Raw genomic sequence first — 18,972 nt, 5'->3', positions numbered from 1 at the left:
TTAAATTGCATCTCAATCACGACTGAAACAAGCTTCAGCTCATCGCCTTAATGTTCCGGCTTGGCCACTGTGGTTAACACTGGCTCAACCACTGTCTTTTTACCAAAATGAAGATGGTTAAACAGGATATTCAGGAAAATCGCCATCACACAGGTCGAGCTAATGCCCGAATGGAACAGGGTTTTAAACCAGGTCGGAAACTGGGCATAGAAAGAATGATCAATAATTGGAATCATCCCGGCGGCTAAAGACGTTGCCACAATAATCAGATTCTTCTGGTCGCTATAGTCCAGTTTAGATAAAGTACGAATCCCGCTGGCCGCCACTGTACCAAATAGGACCAGACCAGCGCCGCCTAATACCGGCGTAGGAATGGAAGCAATAATACGGCCCATAATCGGCAGCAAGCCCAAGATCACCAGAATCAAGCCACCGGCAGCTACCACAAAACGGCTTTTCACACCGGTAATCGCCACCAACCCCACATTCTGAGCAAAGGCACTTTGCATAAAGGTGCCAAAGAAGGGCGCTACTGCTGAGGAAATCATATCGGCGCGCAAGCCATTGGCAATACGCTTGTCATCGACTTTGGCACCGACAATATCTCCCACTGCAATAATATCGGCCGTGGTTTCAGTTAACACCACCACCATCACAATGGTCATGGCCAGAATTGCAGACAGATGAAAAGTCGGTGCGCCAAAAGCCAAAAAGTCAGGAAAGGCAAACCAGGCACCCTCACCCACTTTGGAAAAATCGCCAAAACCCAAGACATAGGCCAGAATCGAACCGATCAGAATCGCCAGTAAAATTCCGGTACGGCGAATGGTTTCAGAACCAAAACGGCTTAAAAGCAGCAAAATCCCCAGGGTCATGGCGGCCAGACCAATATTCTGCATAGAACCCCAGTCAGGTGCATTGCTATTGCCACCCATAATCCAGCGCACGGCCACCGGCAATAAAGACAGGCCGATGATGGTAATCACACAGCCAGTCACCACCGGTGGAAAGAAACGGATAATCTTGGCAAAAAACGGTGCCAGCAATAACCCGATTAAGGAGGAGGCAATCACCGCGCCCAGAATGGCATTAAAACCGCCACCCGTGGTGGCAATACCCACCATGGTGGCTACACCGGCAAAAGACACGCCTTGCACCAGTGGCAAGCGTGCCCCGAAATATTTCACCCCCAAGGTCTGTAACAAAGTCGCCAGTCCGCCCATAAATAATGAGGCAGTAATCAAAATCCCGATTTGCGCAGCAGTTAAACCGGCCGCTGTGCCAACAATCAATGGCGGCGCCACAATACCGCCATACATGGTTAATACATGCTGTAAGCCATAAGTCAGGCTTTTTCCTGTCCCTAAAAATTCATCTTCGGGCGAAATATTCTGTTTGCTCGTTGTCATATGTAGCCCCACGCCGCAGCCTAGTGATGCTTTTCTCTGAAGCCATCCTTAAAAATATACTGGCCCTTGCCTGCATGTTGCAGACAAGCGCGATTCCTGCGGGATTGGAGCAATTACTATGCCATTTTAAAAAATCTGCCGGATTTTGCTGGTAAATCGGCACCAACATGAGGATGAGATGAACTAGTTAAAGACAGGAAAAAATAGAGAGATACTTTCTAAAATTTCAAAACTTTATCAATTACTTAGACCAATTTTTTTTATTCATAATTTTATTTTTCTACTCTGTTTAAGTAGATCACGCACGATGCTGTCCATTTATATAACTTGTAGCCATCCACACCCTGAAAAAGCGCTAGAGACTGTACAGTCACAGTGCATTTTCATAGCCATCTCGGCCAGCAGCAGCACTAAAATATATCCTGAGCCCGTGACTCTATGATCATTAAGGATACACCTTACATCTACCGATACTGCCCCATCACGGTATTGGGGCAGTATTAAGCTTTGGCTTAAAACAGGTGCAAGAAGTTGAGCTATTGCTTATAGCTTTTCAGCCAATGCCTGCTGATGCGCCTGGGTAATGTCCTGCATTTGCTGATTCAGCTTGAGCATGTCCTGATAGGCCTGATTAAACTGTTTCAGGCCTGCATCTTCATAGAACATAAACAGGTTGTTTTTCATTTCCCAGCGATTATTTTTTAGAATCCCAAGCAGCACATAGGCCTGACTCAGGCTCTGTTTTTCCAGCTCAAACAGCACCATGCCTTCATCATTCTGGCGGCTTTCCAGCAGAGATTCACTTAACTGACGGCGCAGGTGCGATTTAATCGGTAATTCTTCAATTTGGGCCAGCGCCTGTGCTTCATGTTCAGTCAGATGCTCCTGATACAGCTCCATCATGGCCTTGACCTGTGACAGCATCGCTTCAGTTTCAGTATAGTCCTGTTTTTTATCTTCATTCAGGCGTTTAAGATCCAGAAACTGATCCCATTGCAGCGCTTTCAGTTCGCGTAAATAGCTATTACGCGCTTCGGCACTTTGCACCAGATGACTAATCACAAATTCAGCCATCAGGGCATAATCACCACTTAAACGCGGATCGGACGGATCAACCTGAATCGGGGTCGACCAATCCTGCGCCTGTAGATAAATCTGCTCGGCCTTGTCATACAGCACGTTCTGATATTCATGTAATTGGGTCAGTTCTTTTTGTTGTGCCTGATATTGATAAAACATCAATCCAAACACGGCACAGGTCACGAGGACGATGATCCACACTATACGTCGCATATCCTGTCCTCTTGTTGTAGTTCTCGTTATCATAACGCTTTGTTGCTGTATCGCCCGTTTTTTAGACAAAATTATTCAACAAAGCACACAAAAGATCAAACAATAAAAATGACTTAAGTGATTTATTTTATTAAGCTAATTTTTTATTGTTTAGCTCATTTTGGAAAAATATAAAGTGATGAGGATGAAAAATACGGTTTGCTGGCGGCAAAGTACCCATCTCGGCTTTAATTCAGGCAAATCATCCCCATCAATAGTTGAAAACAAGGCAAAGAGAATATTCATGCGTGTAGATATCTGGTCCGATGTGGTCTGCCCTTTCTGTTATATCGGCAAAAAACGTCTTGAAGCCGCGGCAGCACAGGTCGGCGTAGAACTTGAGGTGCACTGGCACAGTTTCCAGCTTGACCCCGACGCACCGGAACGTCAGGAAATTTCCAACTCTGAACGTCTGGCGCAAAAATATGGCCGTACCTTGGCAGAAGTAGAAGACATGCAGCGCAATATTGCCAGCATGGCTGCTGAAGAAGGTATCCAATTTAACTGGGAACAGGCCAATTCCGGCAATACCTTAAATGCCCACCGCCTGATTCATCTGGCGCAAAGCAAAGGCTTGGGCAATGAAGCCAAGGAAGCCTTTTTCTACAGCTATATGACCCAAGGTCTAGCCATTGGCGAACGCGAAACGCTGGAAGATGTCGCTGCGCGTATCGGTTTAAACCCGGTGGAAGTCGATGATGTGCTCGATTCTGATGCCTATGCCGATTTTGTGAAATTTGATCAGGATGTAGCGCGTGATCAGCTTAAAGTGACTGGCGTCCCATTTTTTGTATTTGACCAGCGCGTCGCTTTAGCCGGTGCACAGCCACGGGAAGTGTTTGAACAGGTGCTGAAAAAAGCTTTGGAAACACCTGCAGACAACGGCGCGCAATGTCAGGATGACCAGTGCGATGTACCGGAACAATAAGCAGTTGTATCTTTAAGCATCGCTGCCATAAAAAAATCCCCTTACGGGGATTTTTTCTATGTGCCTTATTCCACCAGGAAACTGATTTTTAAATTGACCCGATACTCGGTAATCTTATTGTCCTTAATCACCACTTTCTGTTCATTAATCCAGGCACCCTGCAGGTTTTTGACTGTTTCACCGACTTTGGCAATGCCGCTTTGAATGGCATCTTCAAAACTTTTATTACTGCTGGCATTCACTTCTACTACTTTTGCAATCGCCATGATTGATCCCTCAGTGTTGGTATAAACGTTCATCTTAGAATAAAAAATAGACAATAAAAGAGCGCTTAACCATACCGCGTCAAAAACTTACATCTCTATACAGATCAAGGGATTTGTACAGAGATGACGCATGGATGGGGCAAAAAATCTGGAGATTTTTTCATCTTAAAACAGGATGATCTCGTTCTTGTAAAAATCATCATTAATTTAAATCTTGTAGCTAAATGATTAGAGCAATTATTCTAATTTATTGTTTTTAAATGTTATTTTTTAACAAAAAGTCTTAAACTTGCCGATATGATCATTTTCTCTCAATCACAACGCGCTATCATAGCTGTTGTTTGAATACACTCTCTCACGATGACTTTTCTCCCAAGTCATCCTTTTTTGTGAAGGTAAGATTGATGAACTTTTTAAAAGCGCTTGGCCTGTTTATGGTCACCCTGTATGCAGCCAATGTATCAGCAGAAATGGTTTATGTACCAAGCTTCCCGACTGAAAAAGCCCACACTGAAACCGTGAGCAACGATCAGCCTGTAAGCGCTGAACAGAACAAAGAAGCTTAAGCACTTCTTTAAATACAAGCAGACCTCAGGTCTGCTTTTTTTATTGCGGGTTAGAACAATTCTGCGGCTGACACCTGATCCGACCGGACAATTTGAGACTGACATTTTTTGTCAATTCGGCAGCATGATCTGTTTATTCTCTGATTTAACTGAAATTTATCTAAAAAATTTTTTAATATTTCTTATATTGAAATCCCAATTTCTGTCATAAATGCCTAAAAATCCACAAAAGCTGACATTTTTTTTCATGTAATTTTTAGTGAAATACCTATAATCAAAGTGATCCAAAACAATTATTTAAGTACAGGTTGATGAGAGAGCAATGCACGAACTTCAAGCCCTGATTCAGAGAAAAATTTCTCCACAAGAGATTAATGTAGAAAATCTGGTGGCGCTGGCGGAACATTATTCACAGCCGCATTCTGCCGAATACAAATTGGTTGAACTGGCCCTGAATATTGTCCTGGCCAGTTATCTGGAAAAAGCACAACAACTGGTTTAAGTTTCCACCATGAATACTTTAGAAAAATCCCGGCTGATTAAAGAACTGCATGACCTGACGGGCGCACTGGAGCGTCGTTCCTTGAGTCTGTATGAAACCGCCAAGGCCAAAAGCCGGATTAAAAGTATTTTTGTTGAATGCGACCAGCCACTGTTTAAAAAACAGATTCTGGCCTATAAGGCACAGGTGCAGCCGGAACGTTCTGCCGAAGAATTTGCGCGCGACACCATTTATGCATGTTCTTTTCGGGGGGTGTTTCAGCAGGTTGAGGCTCTAGAACAAGCTTTATATACCCAGCCCGATTCAGGTTGGGCTATCTTGTATCAGCCCGCCTCCGGCTGGCAAATCTGGCTGATTCCGGCACCCGCACGTACTGCCCTGCTCAGTGACTGGGGCAATCTGGAACAGGTCTATCGCTGGATGTTGCAACAGCAGCATCAGTATCGCAGTCTGCACACCGATCTGGAATTACTTAACCAGCAAAACTATGCCGCAACGCAGGCCTTTCAGCATACCGTCGCAGCACGTTCATCTGTAGCGATAGAACCTGAAGAAGCAGCTCAGCAGTTCAAGCCTACCAAAGCCGCACCTGTTCAGCCTGAACAGCAAGCAGATTCCGTACCCGAAGCAGAGTCTAGCGCCCGTCATCTGCTGCTCAATCAGCTCAGCTGCCCGATTTCCGAATTACCCCTGGACCATCTGCCGGCGGAAAAACTGTGCCGGGTATTTTTACCAGCCCGGCCTGAAGTGATGCAGTATGCCGATGTGCTGGTTCATGATGCAGAGCAAGCGGCTCTGCTCAAGCGCCCCGGTTATGTGGCCGAGCAGATCAATGCCCAAGGTCGTTTTATTAAATATCTGGTCTTGTTTGGCGCCTTGGATGCCATGCAAGCCACCCGTTTTGCCCACGCCTTTAGCCAGCAGCATGAACATGAAATTGCCGCAATTCGTGAAATAGACAGCGCTGTACTGGAAAGCCAGCTGTTTGCGCTGGACAGTCTGTTTCAGTGCTATCAACATGCCGAGCAGATGATCTGGCACAAAGAAGATTATTATCCGTTTATTCCGCTGCACCTGATTCATACCCAGAAATTTATCCAGTTTGAGGAAACAGCAGCCACGCTGGCCACCCCGCTGATTTTATTAAAAGAGCGACAAAAAATTCGCCTGATTCATGGCCAGCAGCGTTTACAACTGGCGCGTACCGAACCGGCCTATCCCTATATTCTGCTCGATCGTCAGCAGGGCGTGAGCTGGCAAATCATTCAAAAAGTCTTGAATCACCTGCCTGCGCCGGTCGACCCTTTACGTCTGGTTCAGGCCATTCAACGGCTCACCGCCAGTTAATGTTTATGTTTTTGTAGCTGCATCTTGCTTTTCGCCTGAAGATTTTCAACACTAGCAAAAAGAGCTTAAAGATCAGTAAATAATGCCAAGAAAAGTACATTTTATAGCGCCATCATTATTATTATTTTGCCTGTTAGGCAGTGGATATACGGTTGCAGACAACAATACCAACCTGGAGACAGAACCGCAGACCGCACCACCAGGTTATGAGGTGCCGCTGGTGCCCGAAACTGAGGCGGGTAATGGTTTTTTCTATACCCTGCCGCGGCTGATTGATGCCACCCCGACCATTTTGCCGGAACAGTCGAATGAACCGATTGTGCCGCCCACGCATGAAACCGAAGAACAAAGCTGGGTAGACCGGCGCCAGAAGCAGATTCGCCATTGGGCAGACAATACCGCACATAAAATTGATAACTGGTTTGGAGAAACCAGCCCGGAGGAACCGGCCTCTGCGACCTTGCGTATTCTGGTCGACAGTCGCTGGAACAAATATGATGACTACGATATTAAACCGCGGGTACGTGGCCGGATTAAACTGCCGACGCTGGAACGCAAATTAAGTCTGGTCTTTGGTGATGACTCGCTGGATAACGAACTGCAAAACAGTGTTGCCATTACCAATGAAAACCCCAGTAACAGCCCGGACAAAACCCTAGATGGCCGACGGGCACGTGAAGACAACAGCTCGCTGGCCTTACGCTGGTCTGACTTCACTGAACGCTTACCCTTTGAAACTGATGCCGACCTCGGGGTGCGTTCCGGCGATGATATTTATGCCCGTTTAAAAATTGCCAAGGACTGGGAACTGGTCAATGATTTTTCCTTTCATGCCGAGCAGATTTACCGTTACGGCCTCGACAGTGAAAACTATTTAAGAACCAACCTGGAACTTATTCATGCCCGGCCCGATCATCCGTTTTTAAGCAACCAGTTTAGCCTGACCTATGCCGATGAACAGGATGATGACCTCAGATGGGACAATTACAGCTTTAGACAGCACCAGTTCTTCCACGGCAACCGTTTTAACTACGGACTCTACACCGGCGGTTATTATCATAATGATGATTTACGCCTGAACAGCTGGGGACCGTTTGTGTCCTGGCGTCAGCCGTTCTTGCGTGAATGGTTTTTTGTGCAGGGCGACCTGAATTACTATAATGATGACCGTGAAGACCGCAGCCATTACCCGAGTGTCTTGCTACGTTTAGAAGCCCTGTTCTAAAGCCGTCAACAATATAATCGTGCATTAAAAAACCTCCCGCAGGAGGTTTTTTAATAGGCTTATTTTAAGAGCAGACTGTTGATGCGTTTCAGGTACTCTGCCGGATTTTCTGGCAGTCCCCCTTCTGCAATCAGGGCCTGATCAAAAATCACATTGGCCAGATCATCAAACTGAGCCGAACCTTGCAGTTTTTGCACCAGTGGATGCTGCGGGTTAATTTCCAGAATCGGCTTCATTTCTGGCACCGGCTGACCGGCATCTTTCAGCATCCGGATCAGCTGTGGCGACAATTCCCCATCAGCCGTAACCAGACAGGCCGGAGAATCAACCAATCGTGTGGTCACGCGCACTTCTTTGGTTTTATCTTTCAGCGATTCAGACAGCTGCTCCACCACTGGCTTAAACTGCTCTGCCGCCTGTTCCAGTGCCTTCTTCTCTTCAGCATCTTGCAGATCGCCCAAATCGACCGCACCTTTAGACACGTTTTGCAGCGGTGTACCATCAAACTCATGTACGAAGTTCATGGCCCATTCATCAACACGTTCAGTCATCAGCAGGACTTCAATGCCTTTTTTCTTGAACAGCTCCAGCTGCGGCGAGTTCTTGGCCGCGGTCAGGCTATCTGCGGTTACATAGTAAATGGCTTTCTGGCCGTCCTGCATCCGCGCTTTGTAATCTGCCAGTGAGGTACTGACCTCATCCTGGGTGGAGGTCGCATAGCGTAATAATTTCAGGATACGCTCACGGTTACCAAAGTCTTCGCCCAGGCCTTCTTTTAAGACCGAACCAAATTCACGATAGAAAGTCTTGAAGTTGTTCTGGTCTTTTTCATCTTCAGATTTGGCCAGACCATCCAGCATGGTCAGCACACGGCGTGCGTTACCTTCACGTATGGTTTTCACATCGCGGCTTTCCTGTAGCAGTTCACGGCTGACGTTCAGCGGTAAATCGGCGCTATCCACCACACCCTGTACAAAGCGCAAATAGTTTGGAATCAGGTTGTCAGCATCATCCATAATAAACACGCGTTTGACATACAGCTTGATGCCAGCTTTGGCTTCGCGGGTAAAAATATCATGTGGTGCTTTTGGTGGAATATACAGCAACTGGGTATATTCGGTGCTGCCTTCGACACGGTTATGCGACCAGGCCAGCGGCGCTTCAAAATCATGGCTCAGGTTTTTATAAAACTCGATATACTGTTCTTCGCTAATCTCGTTTTTACTGCGGGTCCATAAAGCACTGGCCGAGTTAATCGCTTCCCATTCATCAGTTTTCACATACTGGCCGCCTTTTGGGTGTTCACCTTCCGCTACTTCCTCTTCCTGCCAGACTTCTTTTTGCATTTGAATGGGCAGGCTGATGTGATCAGAATATTTATTGATAATCTGCTTCACTTTATAGCTTTGCAGATAGTCCAACGCATCTTCACGTAAATGCAGGATGATGTCGGTGCCACGACCTTCCTTGTTGATTTGCTCGACTTCAAATTCACCGGTGCCACCGCTGATCCAGCGTACACCTTCCGATGCGTCCAGACCGGCACGGCGTGATTCTACGGTAATTTTATCGGCCACAATAAAGCCAGAGTAGAAACCCACCCCAAACTGGCCAATCAGCTGGGCATCGGCTTTTTGATCACCGGTCAGCTTGGACATAAAGTCTTTGGTGCCGGATTTGGCAATGGTCCCCAGGTTATCAATCGCTTCCTGCTGGCTTAAACCAATACCGTTATCGGAAATGGTCAGGGTATTGTTCTCTGCATCCAGACGCACACGCACGCGCAGGTCCGGATCATTTTCATAATATTCAGGATGGTTGATGCCTTCAAAACGCAATTTATCGCAGGCATCAGAGGCGTTAGAAATCAGTTCACGCAGAAAAATTTCAGGGTTGGAATAAAGAGAATGCGTCACCAAATGTAAAAGCTGAGCCACTTCAGCCTGGAAACTGTGTTTTTGTGCGCTTTGTTCGCTCATTCATCACTCCTTAAATTGACAGCATTGTTGTATTGGAATGCCTTATGAATTGGAGTGAGGCGACGATTTTTCAATAGGAAAACAAAAAAATATTAAAATGGGCCCTGCTGATAGACCCGCTGCATATACTGCTCCAGCTTTTGCTGACGCATCTGGTAAACCTGGGTCAGACATTCAACCGACTGGCCACAGCGGTCACGCAGGGCCAGCCAGCGCACCTGTTCATCCCGTATAGCCGAACGTGTCCCCATCGGTACCAGACGGTTAATAATTTTATAGGTGGTGGCCATCTTCACATCGGCATCATTAACATTACGATGTTCACAAATGGCATGTTCGGTTGGGGTTTGAGCACGTTCACAATTAAAGCTGGCTGCAGCGGCAGGCAGGCTGATCAAACTGGCGAAGACCAAGGCAAAGGTTGTATTTCTATTCATATTTGATCTTCTCACTTTTTCATTTCTTTCATTTCATTCACTACAAATTAAATGAAAACGAATACTTAACTCAATATTCTGATTTTGTTCTATTGTTATCATTTTGCAATAAAAAGGCCCCATCACCAGGATGGGGCTACGCTGAATTTTATTATTGGTACTTTTTTATAATTAGAATTTGTAGCTATAACCGATGGTGTACACCATTGGATCGATATCTAAATCGAACTTCGCATTTCCTAACTCATCAATCAAAGTGACCTCTGGGCTAAGTTGCGCATAACGTGCATCAAAGAATACGCCCCAGTTCTTGGCATCTGCTGGCTGGAAATTAAAACCAATCTGGCCGGCAAAACCAAAATCTTCTTTTACATCTTTAGCAACGCCCTCTTCATCCCAGGCCACAAATGCAGTACCACCAACACCGATGTATGGGGTAAAACCAGTACTGTTTTTAAAATGGTATTTTGCAGTCAGCGTTGGCGGTAAATGTTTAATTTTAGCGACACTATTACCATCTAAGAGCACATCATGGCTAATTGGTGCAGCTAAAAGCAGTTCTGTCGAAATATTGTCATTAAAGAAATATTCAACTGACGGGGTAAATGCATATTCATGATCTGCCTCAACTGTTGCGCCGCCGAGATTATAATCGCCTGTAGGTGCTACAACCGAACCGCCCAGCTTGACTTGCCATTGGCCTGCCATCGCAGAAGCAGAAAGACCCATTAATGCAACGAGTGTAATTTGCTTTAACATTTTAATACCCCACTGGAAGATTATTTATTCAAAAATTAAACATTAATTAATAATAAACACGTTATAAATTAATATGCAATACTTACCCTATATAATAATTTTATATTATTTTCAAACTATTGATTATTAAATTAATTTATTTTAACCAACCACACAACTTGGTTTTAAATACCAACCTGATTTATCAAGATTAAATAATAATATTCAGATTAAAATACTCAGGTTTATTTTAAACGCTCTATAATATATATTTTAAATACATCTATTATTAGATTATCAGAATGATTATAAGATTTATTATAAATACATCTATGATTCAAAAAAATCCCGGGATTTTATTCCCGGGATATTTCAGGTTAAAGCACCATGGCGGCAATCCAGCCAAAAATCATCAGCGGGATATTAAAGTGAATAAAGGTCGGCACTACACTGTCTTTCATATGGTCATGCTGACCATCCATATTCAGGCCTGAGGTTGGCCCCAAGGTCGAATCCGAAGCAGGTGAACCGGCATCGCCCAGTGCAGCCGCAGTCCCAATGATCGCAATAGTTGCTGCAGGACTAAAACCAAATTGAATACAGAGCGGTACATAAATAATCGCCAGAATCGGAATGGTAGAGAATGATGAACCGATACCCAGAGTAATCAGCAAACCAATCAACAACATTAAAAAGGCTGCAAGTGCCTGGCTATTACCAATCCAGTCAACCGACGCTTCAACCAGCGCAGAAACCTGTCCTGTTGCCTCAATCACGGCAGCAAAACCTTGCGCAGCAATCATAATAAAGCCAACCAGTGCCATCATCCGCATACCGGTAATAATAACATCGTCCGCTTCTTTCCACTTAAAGATCCCGGCACAGCTCAGAATCGCTACACCAACCAGACCGGCCAGAATCATCGAATCTGAATACAGCTGCACGCCAAGGGTTACCAGAATCGCAATGACTGCCATCCAGATGGTGAACGTCGCCACTTCAGGTTGACCTGATTTTTGTGCCACACCCATTTCAGCCGAAATGCTTTGCTGCTCTTCAATATGCACGTCTTTATATTCACGTGGCTTACGGTATGAGAAAAACACCGCGATCAGCAAACCGACAAACATCCCGAATACCGGAATGGCCATCGCTGTTGGAATCTGGTCATAGCTGATCTCAAATCCATACGGCTTGCCAAAGGTATTGATATTATGGCCCAGAATATCATTCAGGAAGATGGCGCCAAATCCGACCGGCACCAGCATATAGGTGGCCACCAGACCAAAGGTCAATAAACAGGCCACCAGACGACGGTCCAGTTTCAGGTGGTTAAATACCATCAACAATGGCGGAATCAGCACCGGAATAAAGGCAATATGTACCGGAATCACGTTCTGGGAGAATACCGCGGCAATGGCCACCACCAGGAAAATAAAGTATTTGACCCGGTTTTGCGCTTTCAGATCGGCCTCACCCTTTAAGGTGTGAATCATTTTATAGGCCAATAAATCAGGTAAACCTGAACGCGCCAGAGCCAGTGCAAAAGCACCTAAAATACCGTAGGCCAAAGCAATTTTAGCACCACCGCCCAGGCCATTATTAAACGCCTCTAAAGTACCTTGCAGGCCCAAACCAGCCAGCAAACCACCCGTAACGGCACCAATGACCAGTGCAAAAACAACAGGAACACGTGCCAACGACAGCCCGAACATGACTGCGATGGCGGCAAGAATTGCAAACATAAGAAAAGACGGATCGAGAAAAAACGCTATTTTATCAGAGATTGATCGCTATTTAGCTGCTGTTGTTGCGCTGTCCGATATTTGTCTTGACCTTGCCAGTAACAGTCAAATTAACTGCCTGATTTTGAAAATGCAAAATCCCGAAGATGTTGAGCAATCCGCTCCGGCTGGCTTAAAATTGCCCAGTGATTGGCCGCAATCTCCACTCGCTGGAAGTCTGCTGCCCAGTTCGGCACTTCATCAATCAGCTCCGGACTGACAAAGCGGTCTTCGGTCAGTACCACGGCCTGTACCGGACAAATCGCCACACGCTGACGTGGTTTGAGCAAACGCGGGATAAAATTGGCCCGATACAGATTGACGCCATATTGACCATCCTGCTGGATATTCGGGTTTAAGGCCAGACCCGAGCTTTGCTCCAGCTGCTGTAGCATTTTGCCCCAGCGCTCTGCACTCATGTATTGCCACACCGTCGGTGCCAGTAAGGGCAATTGAAACACAGCGATATACCAGGACTTGCCCAGCTGTTTTAAGAATTTAGTCTTACCCTGCTGTAACTGCGCACGCATCCAGAATGCAGCATGGTCCAGACAAGGCCCGGAAATGCTGCTGTAAGAGAGAATCCGCTGGCGAAACCGGGCATCGGTCACCGACTCCCAGGACTGAATTGAACCCCAATCATGCGCGGCCAAATGAAATGGCCGGTTGGGTAGCACCGCATCCACCACGGTCAGTAAATCTTCAGACAGGCGTGCCAGCCGATAATCACGAATATGCTTCGGAATGGAAGACTGACCGGCCCCACGCACATCATAGGTCACAATATAAAAATCCTGAATCAGCTGGGCAATAACAGCTTCCCAGACTTCCTGATTGTCGGGATAACCATGAACCAGTACCAGCGCCGGATTGTCCGGCTTGCCCCAGCTTTTGACATACAGGCGCTGCTGGTCTGAGGTATGAATCCACTGCGTATGAGCGTGCATGATGACATCCTGTTCTGTTTATGGGTGATTTCTTGTATTGGCTGTTTATTGGCAAGTGCAGTCAATCAAATCAATGCCACCTGCCGGTTTCTGTTCTAGTATGCAGATCAGTGCAATAAAAATAATTGACCCTTATGAGCCTTTTAAAAAAACTACAGACAATTCCGACCCTGTCCAAATTCCTGATCAATCGCTATGCCCCCTATCGCGGCGCCGGTATTGCGGTCGAGAAAATGGATCTGGCCAATTACCACATTCGTGTCAAAATGCCACTGACACGTAAAAACCAGAATATTGTCGGGGTACATTTTGGCGGTAGCCTGTATGCCATGGTCGATCCGTTTTATATGCTGCTGTTGATGCATCATCTTGGCTCAAAATATATTGTCTGGGATAAAGCCGCGACCATCCGCTTTTTAGCGCCCGGTCGCAGTATGGTCTATGCCGATATCCGTCTCAATGCCATGGAGGTCGATACCATTCGGGAACTGGCCGAGAATTACGCACCGGTGTATCGCAACTATCACCTGAATATTTTTGATGAAGCCGGCGTACGTATTGCCGAGGTAGAAAAGACGGTATACATCCGCCGCAAAAAGCCGCATGCTGCCGGCTAAATAAAAAAGCGCTTATCTTTAAGCGCTTTTTTTATGTGAGATCGTCTAAACCAGACTTAGCGGTTCTGCTCAATCGCGGCACCTGCACCGCCACCAATCGCACCACCAATCGCTGCACCAGTACTACCACCGAAGATGCTTTTACCTACCGCAGAACCAATTGCACCGCCGACGCCACTATAGGTCGCGTTACGGTTTGAACCATCCTGGGTTTTACTACCCACTGCTGCACCGGCACCACCACCAATGGCTGCACCTGCAGTACCGCCGACATTACCACCGACACCACCACCAATTGCACCACCTAAAGCAGCTGCACCAATACGCTGTTCATTTGGAGACATACTTTCACAACCGGCCAGCATAAAGGTAGATAAGGTGGCAGCTGTCATAACACCGATAACTTTTTTCATGATCGCTCTTCCCCTGTTTTGGTCATAGCTTTAGCTTATTCGATATTGATGGGTCGAATCTGAGCAATATGTTACCAACTTGGTAACCAATAGAGGATTTATGTAAAAACACCCGCTTTGCAGCAGCAACCCGGCCCATCTAACGCCAAAGTACAGCGCGATACCCTTTTTTCAGGCATAAAAAAAGACGCCCGAAGGCGTCTCTTTGTGTCATTTCACCAGCTTAGAATTCCTGGTTAAATGCCTGACTTAATGCTTGGTCTACATCAGAGAAGTCATTTTGCAGTTCAAATTCTGCAGCTTCTGCTTCCTGACGACGACGCTCTAAGTGGTAAGCCAAACCTGTACCCGCTGGGATCAGACGACCTACAACGACGTTTTCTTTCAGACCACGTAGATCATCTTCTTTACCGGTTACAGCCGCTTCAGTTAACACACGTGTGGTTTCCTGGAACGATGCAGCAGAGATGAACGAATCCGTCGACAGCGATGCTTTGGTAATACCCATCAACTGGCGATCAAACTTCGCTGGGAACTTGTTCTGTGCAAGTACAGCCTGGTTTTCTTGAACCACGCGGATGTAATCCACCTGTTCGCCTTTGATGAAGCTGGTATCACCACCGTCAGTGATTTCAACTTTACGCAGCATTTGACGTACGATGACTTCAATATGCTTGTCGTTGATTTTTACACCTTGCAGACGGTAAACGTCCTGAACTTCGTTCACGATGTAGTTGGTCAACGCCACTTCACCTTTCAGACGTAAGATGTCATGCGGGTTTTGTGGACCATCAGAAATGGTTTCACCACGGTTCACATGCTCGCCTTCGAACACGTTAATGGTACGCCATTTCGGAATCAGCTCTTCGTAGATCTCTGAACCATCATCCGGAGTAATCACCAGACGGTTCTTACCTTTGGTCTCTTTACCGAAGCTCACAATACCCGACACTTCTGCAAGGATCGCATGCTCTTTCGGTTTACGTGCTTCGAACAAGTCAGCTACACGCGGCAGACCACCGGTAATATCACGGGTACGTGAAGATTCTTGTGGTACACGACCGATAACATCACCGACACCAATTGTTTCGCCATCACGGACAGAAAGAATGGTGTTTTGTGGCAGGAAGTAGAACTGTTCACCACCATCCACTGTGTCTAATACAACAGCAGGACGCAAATCTTTACCTGATGCAGGACGTGAAGTCACTGGCAGGATTTCGATCGTTGACATACCGGTTGCATCATCAGTTTTCGAGGTTACAGTGACACCATCAGCGATCTGGCTGAAACGTACTTTACCTGCAACTTCAGTTACCAGTGGATGGGTATGCGGATCCCAAGTCGCCACGATACCGCCTGCTTCTACCGCTTCGCCATCTTTCAGCAAGATTGACGCACCGTAAGGCAGTTTATAGCGCTCGCGCTCACGACCTAAGTCATCTGCAATACCAATTTCACCTGAACGAGAGGTCGATACCAGGTGACCTTTGGCATGTTGTACAGTTTTCACGTTGTGGAAACGTACGGTACCTTTGTTACGCACTTGAACGCTGTTGGCAGCAGAAGTTCGGCTTGCCGCACCACCCACGTGGAAGGTACGCATGGTTAACTGTGTACCTGGCTCACCAATTGATTGTGCCGCCATAACACCCACAGATTCACCTGGGTTCACCAAGTGACCGCGTGCAAGGTCACGACCATAACATTTCGCACACACACCGAAGGTCGATTCACATGATACTACTGAACGTACTTTCACTTCGTCGACACCTTGCTCTTCCAGGAAGTTGGCAAGTTTTTCGTCAATTAAGGTGTTACGTGGCAGGATCACTTCATCTGAACCGGCTTTCTTCACGTCTTCAGCAACCACACGACCCAGTACTCGCGTACCCAGGTTCTCGATCACGTCACCGCCCTGAATGAATGGTGTCATCACCAGACCAGCCATGGTGCCACAATCTGGCTCAGTGATCACCAAGTCTTGCGCAACGTCAACCAGACGACGCGTCAGGTAACCCGAGTTCGCAGTTTTCAGTGCAGTATCGGCCAAACCTTTACGCGCACCGTGCGTTGAAATGAAGTACTGAAGTACGGTCAAACCTTCACGGAAGTTCGCCTTAATTGGCGTTTCAATGATCGAGCCATCCGGCTTCGCCATCAGACCACGCATACCTGCAAGCTGACGAATCTGAGCTGCCGAACCACGGGCACCAGAATCCGACATCATGTAGATCGAGTTGAATGATTTCTGCTTCTCGTCTTCACCCTGTTTGTTTTTCACAGTGGTGAAAGACAAGTTGTCCATCATCGCTTTCGCTACCTGGTCATTGGTACGTGCCCAGATATCGACGACTTTGTTATAACGTTCACCGGCCGTTACGAAACCTTGTTCGAACTGTTGTTCGATTTCACGAACTTCAGCTTCTGCCTTGTCAATGATCGCCTGTTTGCTTGGTGGAATAACCATATCTTCCATACCAACCGATACACCTGAACGCGTCGCTTGACGGAAGCCCAAGTACATTAATTGGTCAGCAAAGATGACCGTGTCTTTCAGACCCAGTTTACGGTAGCAAGAGTTGATTAACTTAGAGATGTTTTTCTTGGTCATCTCAACGTTAATTTGCTCGAAGCTCAAACCTTCTGGCACAACTTCCCACAGCAGGCAGCGACCTGGTGTGGTGTCTACAACAATAGTTTGTTGCTCACGCTCACCGTTGTCATTGATGACAGTTTGGTATACACGCGCTTTTACGCGAGCGTGCAGATCAACCTGACCGGTTGCAAGGGCACGGTTAACTTCATGCGTATCTGCGAACACCATGCCTTCACCTTTGGCATTTACCGCATCACGGGTGATGTAGTAAAGACCCAAGACCACGTCCTGAGACGGTACGATGATTGGCTCACCGTTGGCTGGAGACAGAATGTTGTTGGTCGACATCATTAACGCACGCGCTTCTAATTGCGCTTCAAGTGTTAATGGTACGTGTACCGCCATCTGGTCACCGTCGAAGTCGGCGTTGAACGCAGCACAAACGAGCGGGTGCAGACGGATCGCTTTACCTTCAATCAGGATCGGTTCAAACGCTTGCAGACCCAAACGGTGAAGGGTTGGCGCACGGTTCAACATCACTGGATGCTGACGGATCACAGATGCAAGAACATCCCAAACTTCTGGCGTCTCGCGCTCAACCATTTTCTTCGCAGCTTTAATGGTAGTGGCTTGACCAGACGCTTGCAGTTTCGCAAAGATGAACGGCTTGAACAGTTCCAGCGCCATTTTCTTCGGAAGACCACATTGGTGCAAACGTAAAGTAGGACCTACGGTAATCACCGAACGGCCTGAATAGTCAACACGTTTACCCAACAAGTTCTGACGGAAACGACCTTGCTTACCTTTGATCATATCGGCCAAAGATTTCAGCGGACGTTTGTTCGAACCGGTAATTGCACGACCACGACGACCGTTGTCTAACAATGCATCTACAGACTCTTGTAACATACGTTTTTCGTTACGTACGATGATGTCTGGCGCTGCAAGGTCAAGAAGACGCTTCAAACGGTTGTTACGGTTAATCACACGACGATAAAGGTCGTTCAGGTCAGACGTTGCGAAACGGCCACCTTCAAGCGGAACCAGCGGACGAAGGTCTGGTGGAAGTACTGGCAGTACATTCATTACCATCCATTCTGGCTTGTTGTTCGACTCTTTGAACGCTTCCATCAATTTCAAACGCTTAGACGCTTTTTTCAGTTTCGTCTCAGAGGTTGTTTGTGGAATTTCTTCACGCAGGCGTGAGATTTCGTTTTCAAGATCGATGTCTTTTAACAGATCCTGAACCGCTTCTGCACCCATTTTCGCTGTGAATTCATCACCGTGCTCTTCCAACGCATTGAAGTATTCTTCATCGTTCAGAAGCTGGTATTTCTCAAACGGAGTCATACCTGGGTCAGTCACCACATAAGATTCGAAATACAGAACACGTTCGATATCACGTAAGGTCATGTCTAATAACAGACCGATACGGCTCGGCAGTGATTTTAAGAACCAGATGTGTGCTACTGGAGAAGCAAGCTCAATGTGACCCATACGTTCACGACGAACTTTTGCAGTTGTTACTTCAACGCCACATTTTTCACAGATGACGCCTTTGTATTTCATACGCTTGTATTTACCACACAAGCATTCGTAATCTTTGACTGGACCAAAGATTTTGGCACAGAACAAACCGTCACGTTCTGGTTTGAAGGTACGGTAGTTAATGGTTTCAGGCTTTTTAACTTCACCATGAGACCACGACTTAATCATTTCTGGTGACGCAAGACCAATACGGATGCGGTCAAACTCTACAGGAGCATGACCGTCTGAGTCCGTCTTTTTGCGCATGATATCGAGCAAGTCTTTCAATTTTTTTCTCCGTGTGCCGGTAAGATTTTCACTTTCCGACTGGGTCACAAATATTGTTTTTTAACTGA

Annotated in this window: 15 protein-coding genes and 1 pseudogene; 6 read left to right on the top strand and 10 right to left on the bottom strand. The window is 46.5% G+C overall.

Features of this window, described 5'->3' with window-relative positions:
* Positions 1-47: 47 nt before the first annotated feature.
* Together VF685_RS05980 and VF685_RS05975 are read right to left on the bottom strand one after the other, a co-directional pair.
* Positions 48-1,409, bottom strand: coding sequence for a nucleobase:cation symporter-2 family protein (locus tag VF685_RS05980; RefSeq protein ID WP_005181726.1), 1,362 nt, complete (start codon positions 1,407-1,409; stop codon positions 48-50).
* A 543-nt stretch (positions 1,410-1,952) separates the two neighbouring features.
* A complete protein-coding gene (locus tag VF685_RS05975; RefSeq protein ID WP_286385099.1) occupies positions 1,953-2,702 on the bottom strand; it encodes a hypothetical protein in 750 nt (249 codons plus the stop codon).
* Between the two features lie 283 nt (positions 2,703-2,985).
* Here VF685_RS05975 and VF685_RS05970 point away from each other — a divergent pair, with 283 nt between their 5' ends.
* Positions 2,986-3,669, top strand: coding sequence for a DsbA family oxidoreductase (locus tag VF685_RS05970; RefSeq protein WP_177155267.1), 684 nt, complete (start codon positions 2,986-2,988; stop codon positions 3,667-3,669).
* 65 nt (positions 3,670-3,734) lie between these two features.
* On the opposite strand, the gene VF685_RS05965 is transcribed toward VF685_RS05970, so the two are convergent.
* A complete protein-coding gene (locus VF685_RS05965) occupies positions 3,735-3,935 on the bottom strand; it encodes a dodecin family protein (RefSeq protein WP_005181715.1) in 201 nt (66 codons plus the stop codon).
* A 404-nt stretch (positions 3,936-4,339) separates the two neighbouring features.
* On the opposite strand from VF685_RS05965, the gene VF685_RS05960 reads away from it, so the two are divergent.
* From VF685_RS05960 to VF685_RS05945, 4 genes and pseudogenes are all read left to right on the top strand, one after another.
* Positions 4,340-4,501, top strand: a complete 162-nt coding sequence (locus VF685_RS05960; protein ID WP_164844932.1) for a hypothetical protein — start codon at positions 4,340-4,342, stop codon at positions 4,499-4,501.
* Positions 4,502-4,823: 322 nt separating this feature from the next.
* The gene (locus tag VF685_RS05955) at positions 4,824-5,003 is read left to right on the top strand and encodes a hypothetical protein (RefSeq protein ID WP_005181710.1); all 180 of its coding nucleotides are present in this window, start codon (positions 4,824-4,826) and stop codon (positions 5,001-5,003) included.
* A gap of 9 nt (positions 5,004-5,012) precedes the next feature.
* A complete protein-coding gene (locus VF685_RS05950) occupies positions 5,013-6,350 on the top strand; it encodes a hypothetical protein (RefSeq protein ID WP_163143075.1) in 1,338 nt (445 codons plus the stop codon).
* A gap of 262 nt (positions 6,351-6,612) precedes the next feature.
* A pseudogene (locus VF685_RS05945) lies at positions 6,613-7,575 on the top strand (hypothetical protein); the annotation flags it as partial.
* A 59-nt stretch (positions 7,576-7,634) separates the two neighbouring features.
* Here VF685_RS05945 and htpG read toward each other — a convergent pair.
* From htpG to VF685_RS05920, 5 genes are all read right to left on the bottom strand, one after another.
* A complete protein-coding gene (gene htpG, locus VF685_RS05940) occupies positions 7,635-9,554 on the bottom strand; it encodes a molecular chaperone HtpG (protein ID WP_286385096.1) in 1,920 nt (639 codons plus the stop codon).
* Positions 9,555-9,646: 92 nt separating this feature from the next.
* On the bottom strand, positions 9,647-9,991 hold the full coding sequence (locus VF685_RS05935; protein WP_016659674.1) for a lysozyme inhibitor LprI family protein: 345 nt from the start codon (positions 9,989-9,991) through the stop codon (positions 9,647-9,649).
* A gap of 171 nt (positions 9,992-10,162) precedes the next feature.
* Positions 10,163-10,750, bottom strand: a complete 588-nt coding sequence (locus VF685_RS05930) for an OmpW/AlkL family protein (protein ID WP_180036771.1) — start codon at positions 10,748-10,750, stop codon at positions 10,163-10,165.
* A gap of 356 nt (positions 10,751-11,106) precedes the next feature.
* Positions 11,107-12,474, bottom strand: coding sequence for a Na+/H+ antiporter family protein (locus tag VF685_RS05925; protein WP_005181697.1), 1,368 nt, complete (start codon positions 12,472-12,474; stop codon positions 11,107-11,109).
* 110 nt (positions 12,475-12,584) lie between these two features.
* Complete coding sequence (locus VF685_RS05920; protein ID WP_168382476.1) at positions 12,585-13,460, bottom strand: alpha/beta fold hydrolase; 876 nt, start codon at positions 13,458-13,460, stop codon at positions 12,585-12,587.
* Positions 13,461-13,594: 134 nt separating this feature from the next.
* On the opposite strand from VF685_RS05920, the gene VF685_RS05915 reads away from it, so the two are divergent.
* Positions 13,595-14,077, top strand: a complete 483-nt coding sequence (locus VF685_RS05915) for a DUF4442 domain-containing protein (RefSeq protein ID WP_163143096.1) — start codon at positions 13,595-13,597, stop codon at positions 14,075-14,077.
* Between the two features lie 56 nt (positions 14,078-14,133).
* Here VF685_RS05915 and VF685_RS05910 read toward each other — a convergent pair whose 3' ends face one another.
* The gene (locus VF685_RS05910; RefSeq protein WP_286385091.1) at positions 14,134-14,490 is read right to left on the bottom strand and encodes a DNA transfer protein p32; all 357 of its coding nucleotides are present in this window, start codon (positions 14,488-14,490) and stop codon (positions 14,134-14,136) included.
* A gap of 223 nt (positions 14,491-14,713) precedes the next feature.
* On the bottom strand, positions 14,714-18,904 hold the full coding sequence (rpoC, locus tag VF685_RS05905; RefSeq protein ID WP_075167624.1) for a DNA-directed RNA polymerase subunit beta': 4,191 nt from the start codon (positions 18,902-18,904) through the stop codon (positions 14,714-14,716).
* Positions 18,905-18,972: the final 68 nt, after the last annotated feature.

The sequence above is a fragment of the Acinetobacter sp. Brlt_5 genome (assembly GCF_051949055.1).
GTDB lineage: Bacteria > Pseudomonadota > Gammaproteobacteria > Pseudomonadales > Moraxellaceae > Acinetobacter > Acinetobacter indicus.
The sequence above is the reverse complement of the archived record's forward strand: the minus strand, read 5'-3'. Positions and strand labels throughout refer to the sequence as shown.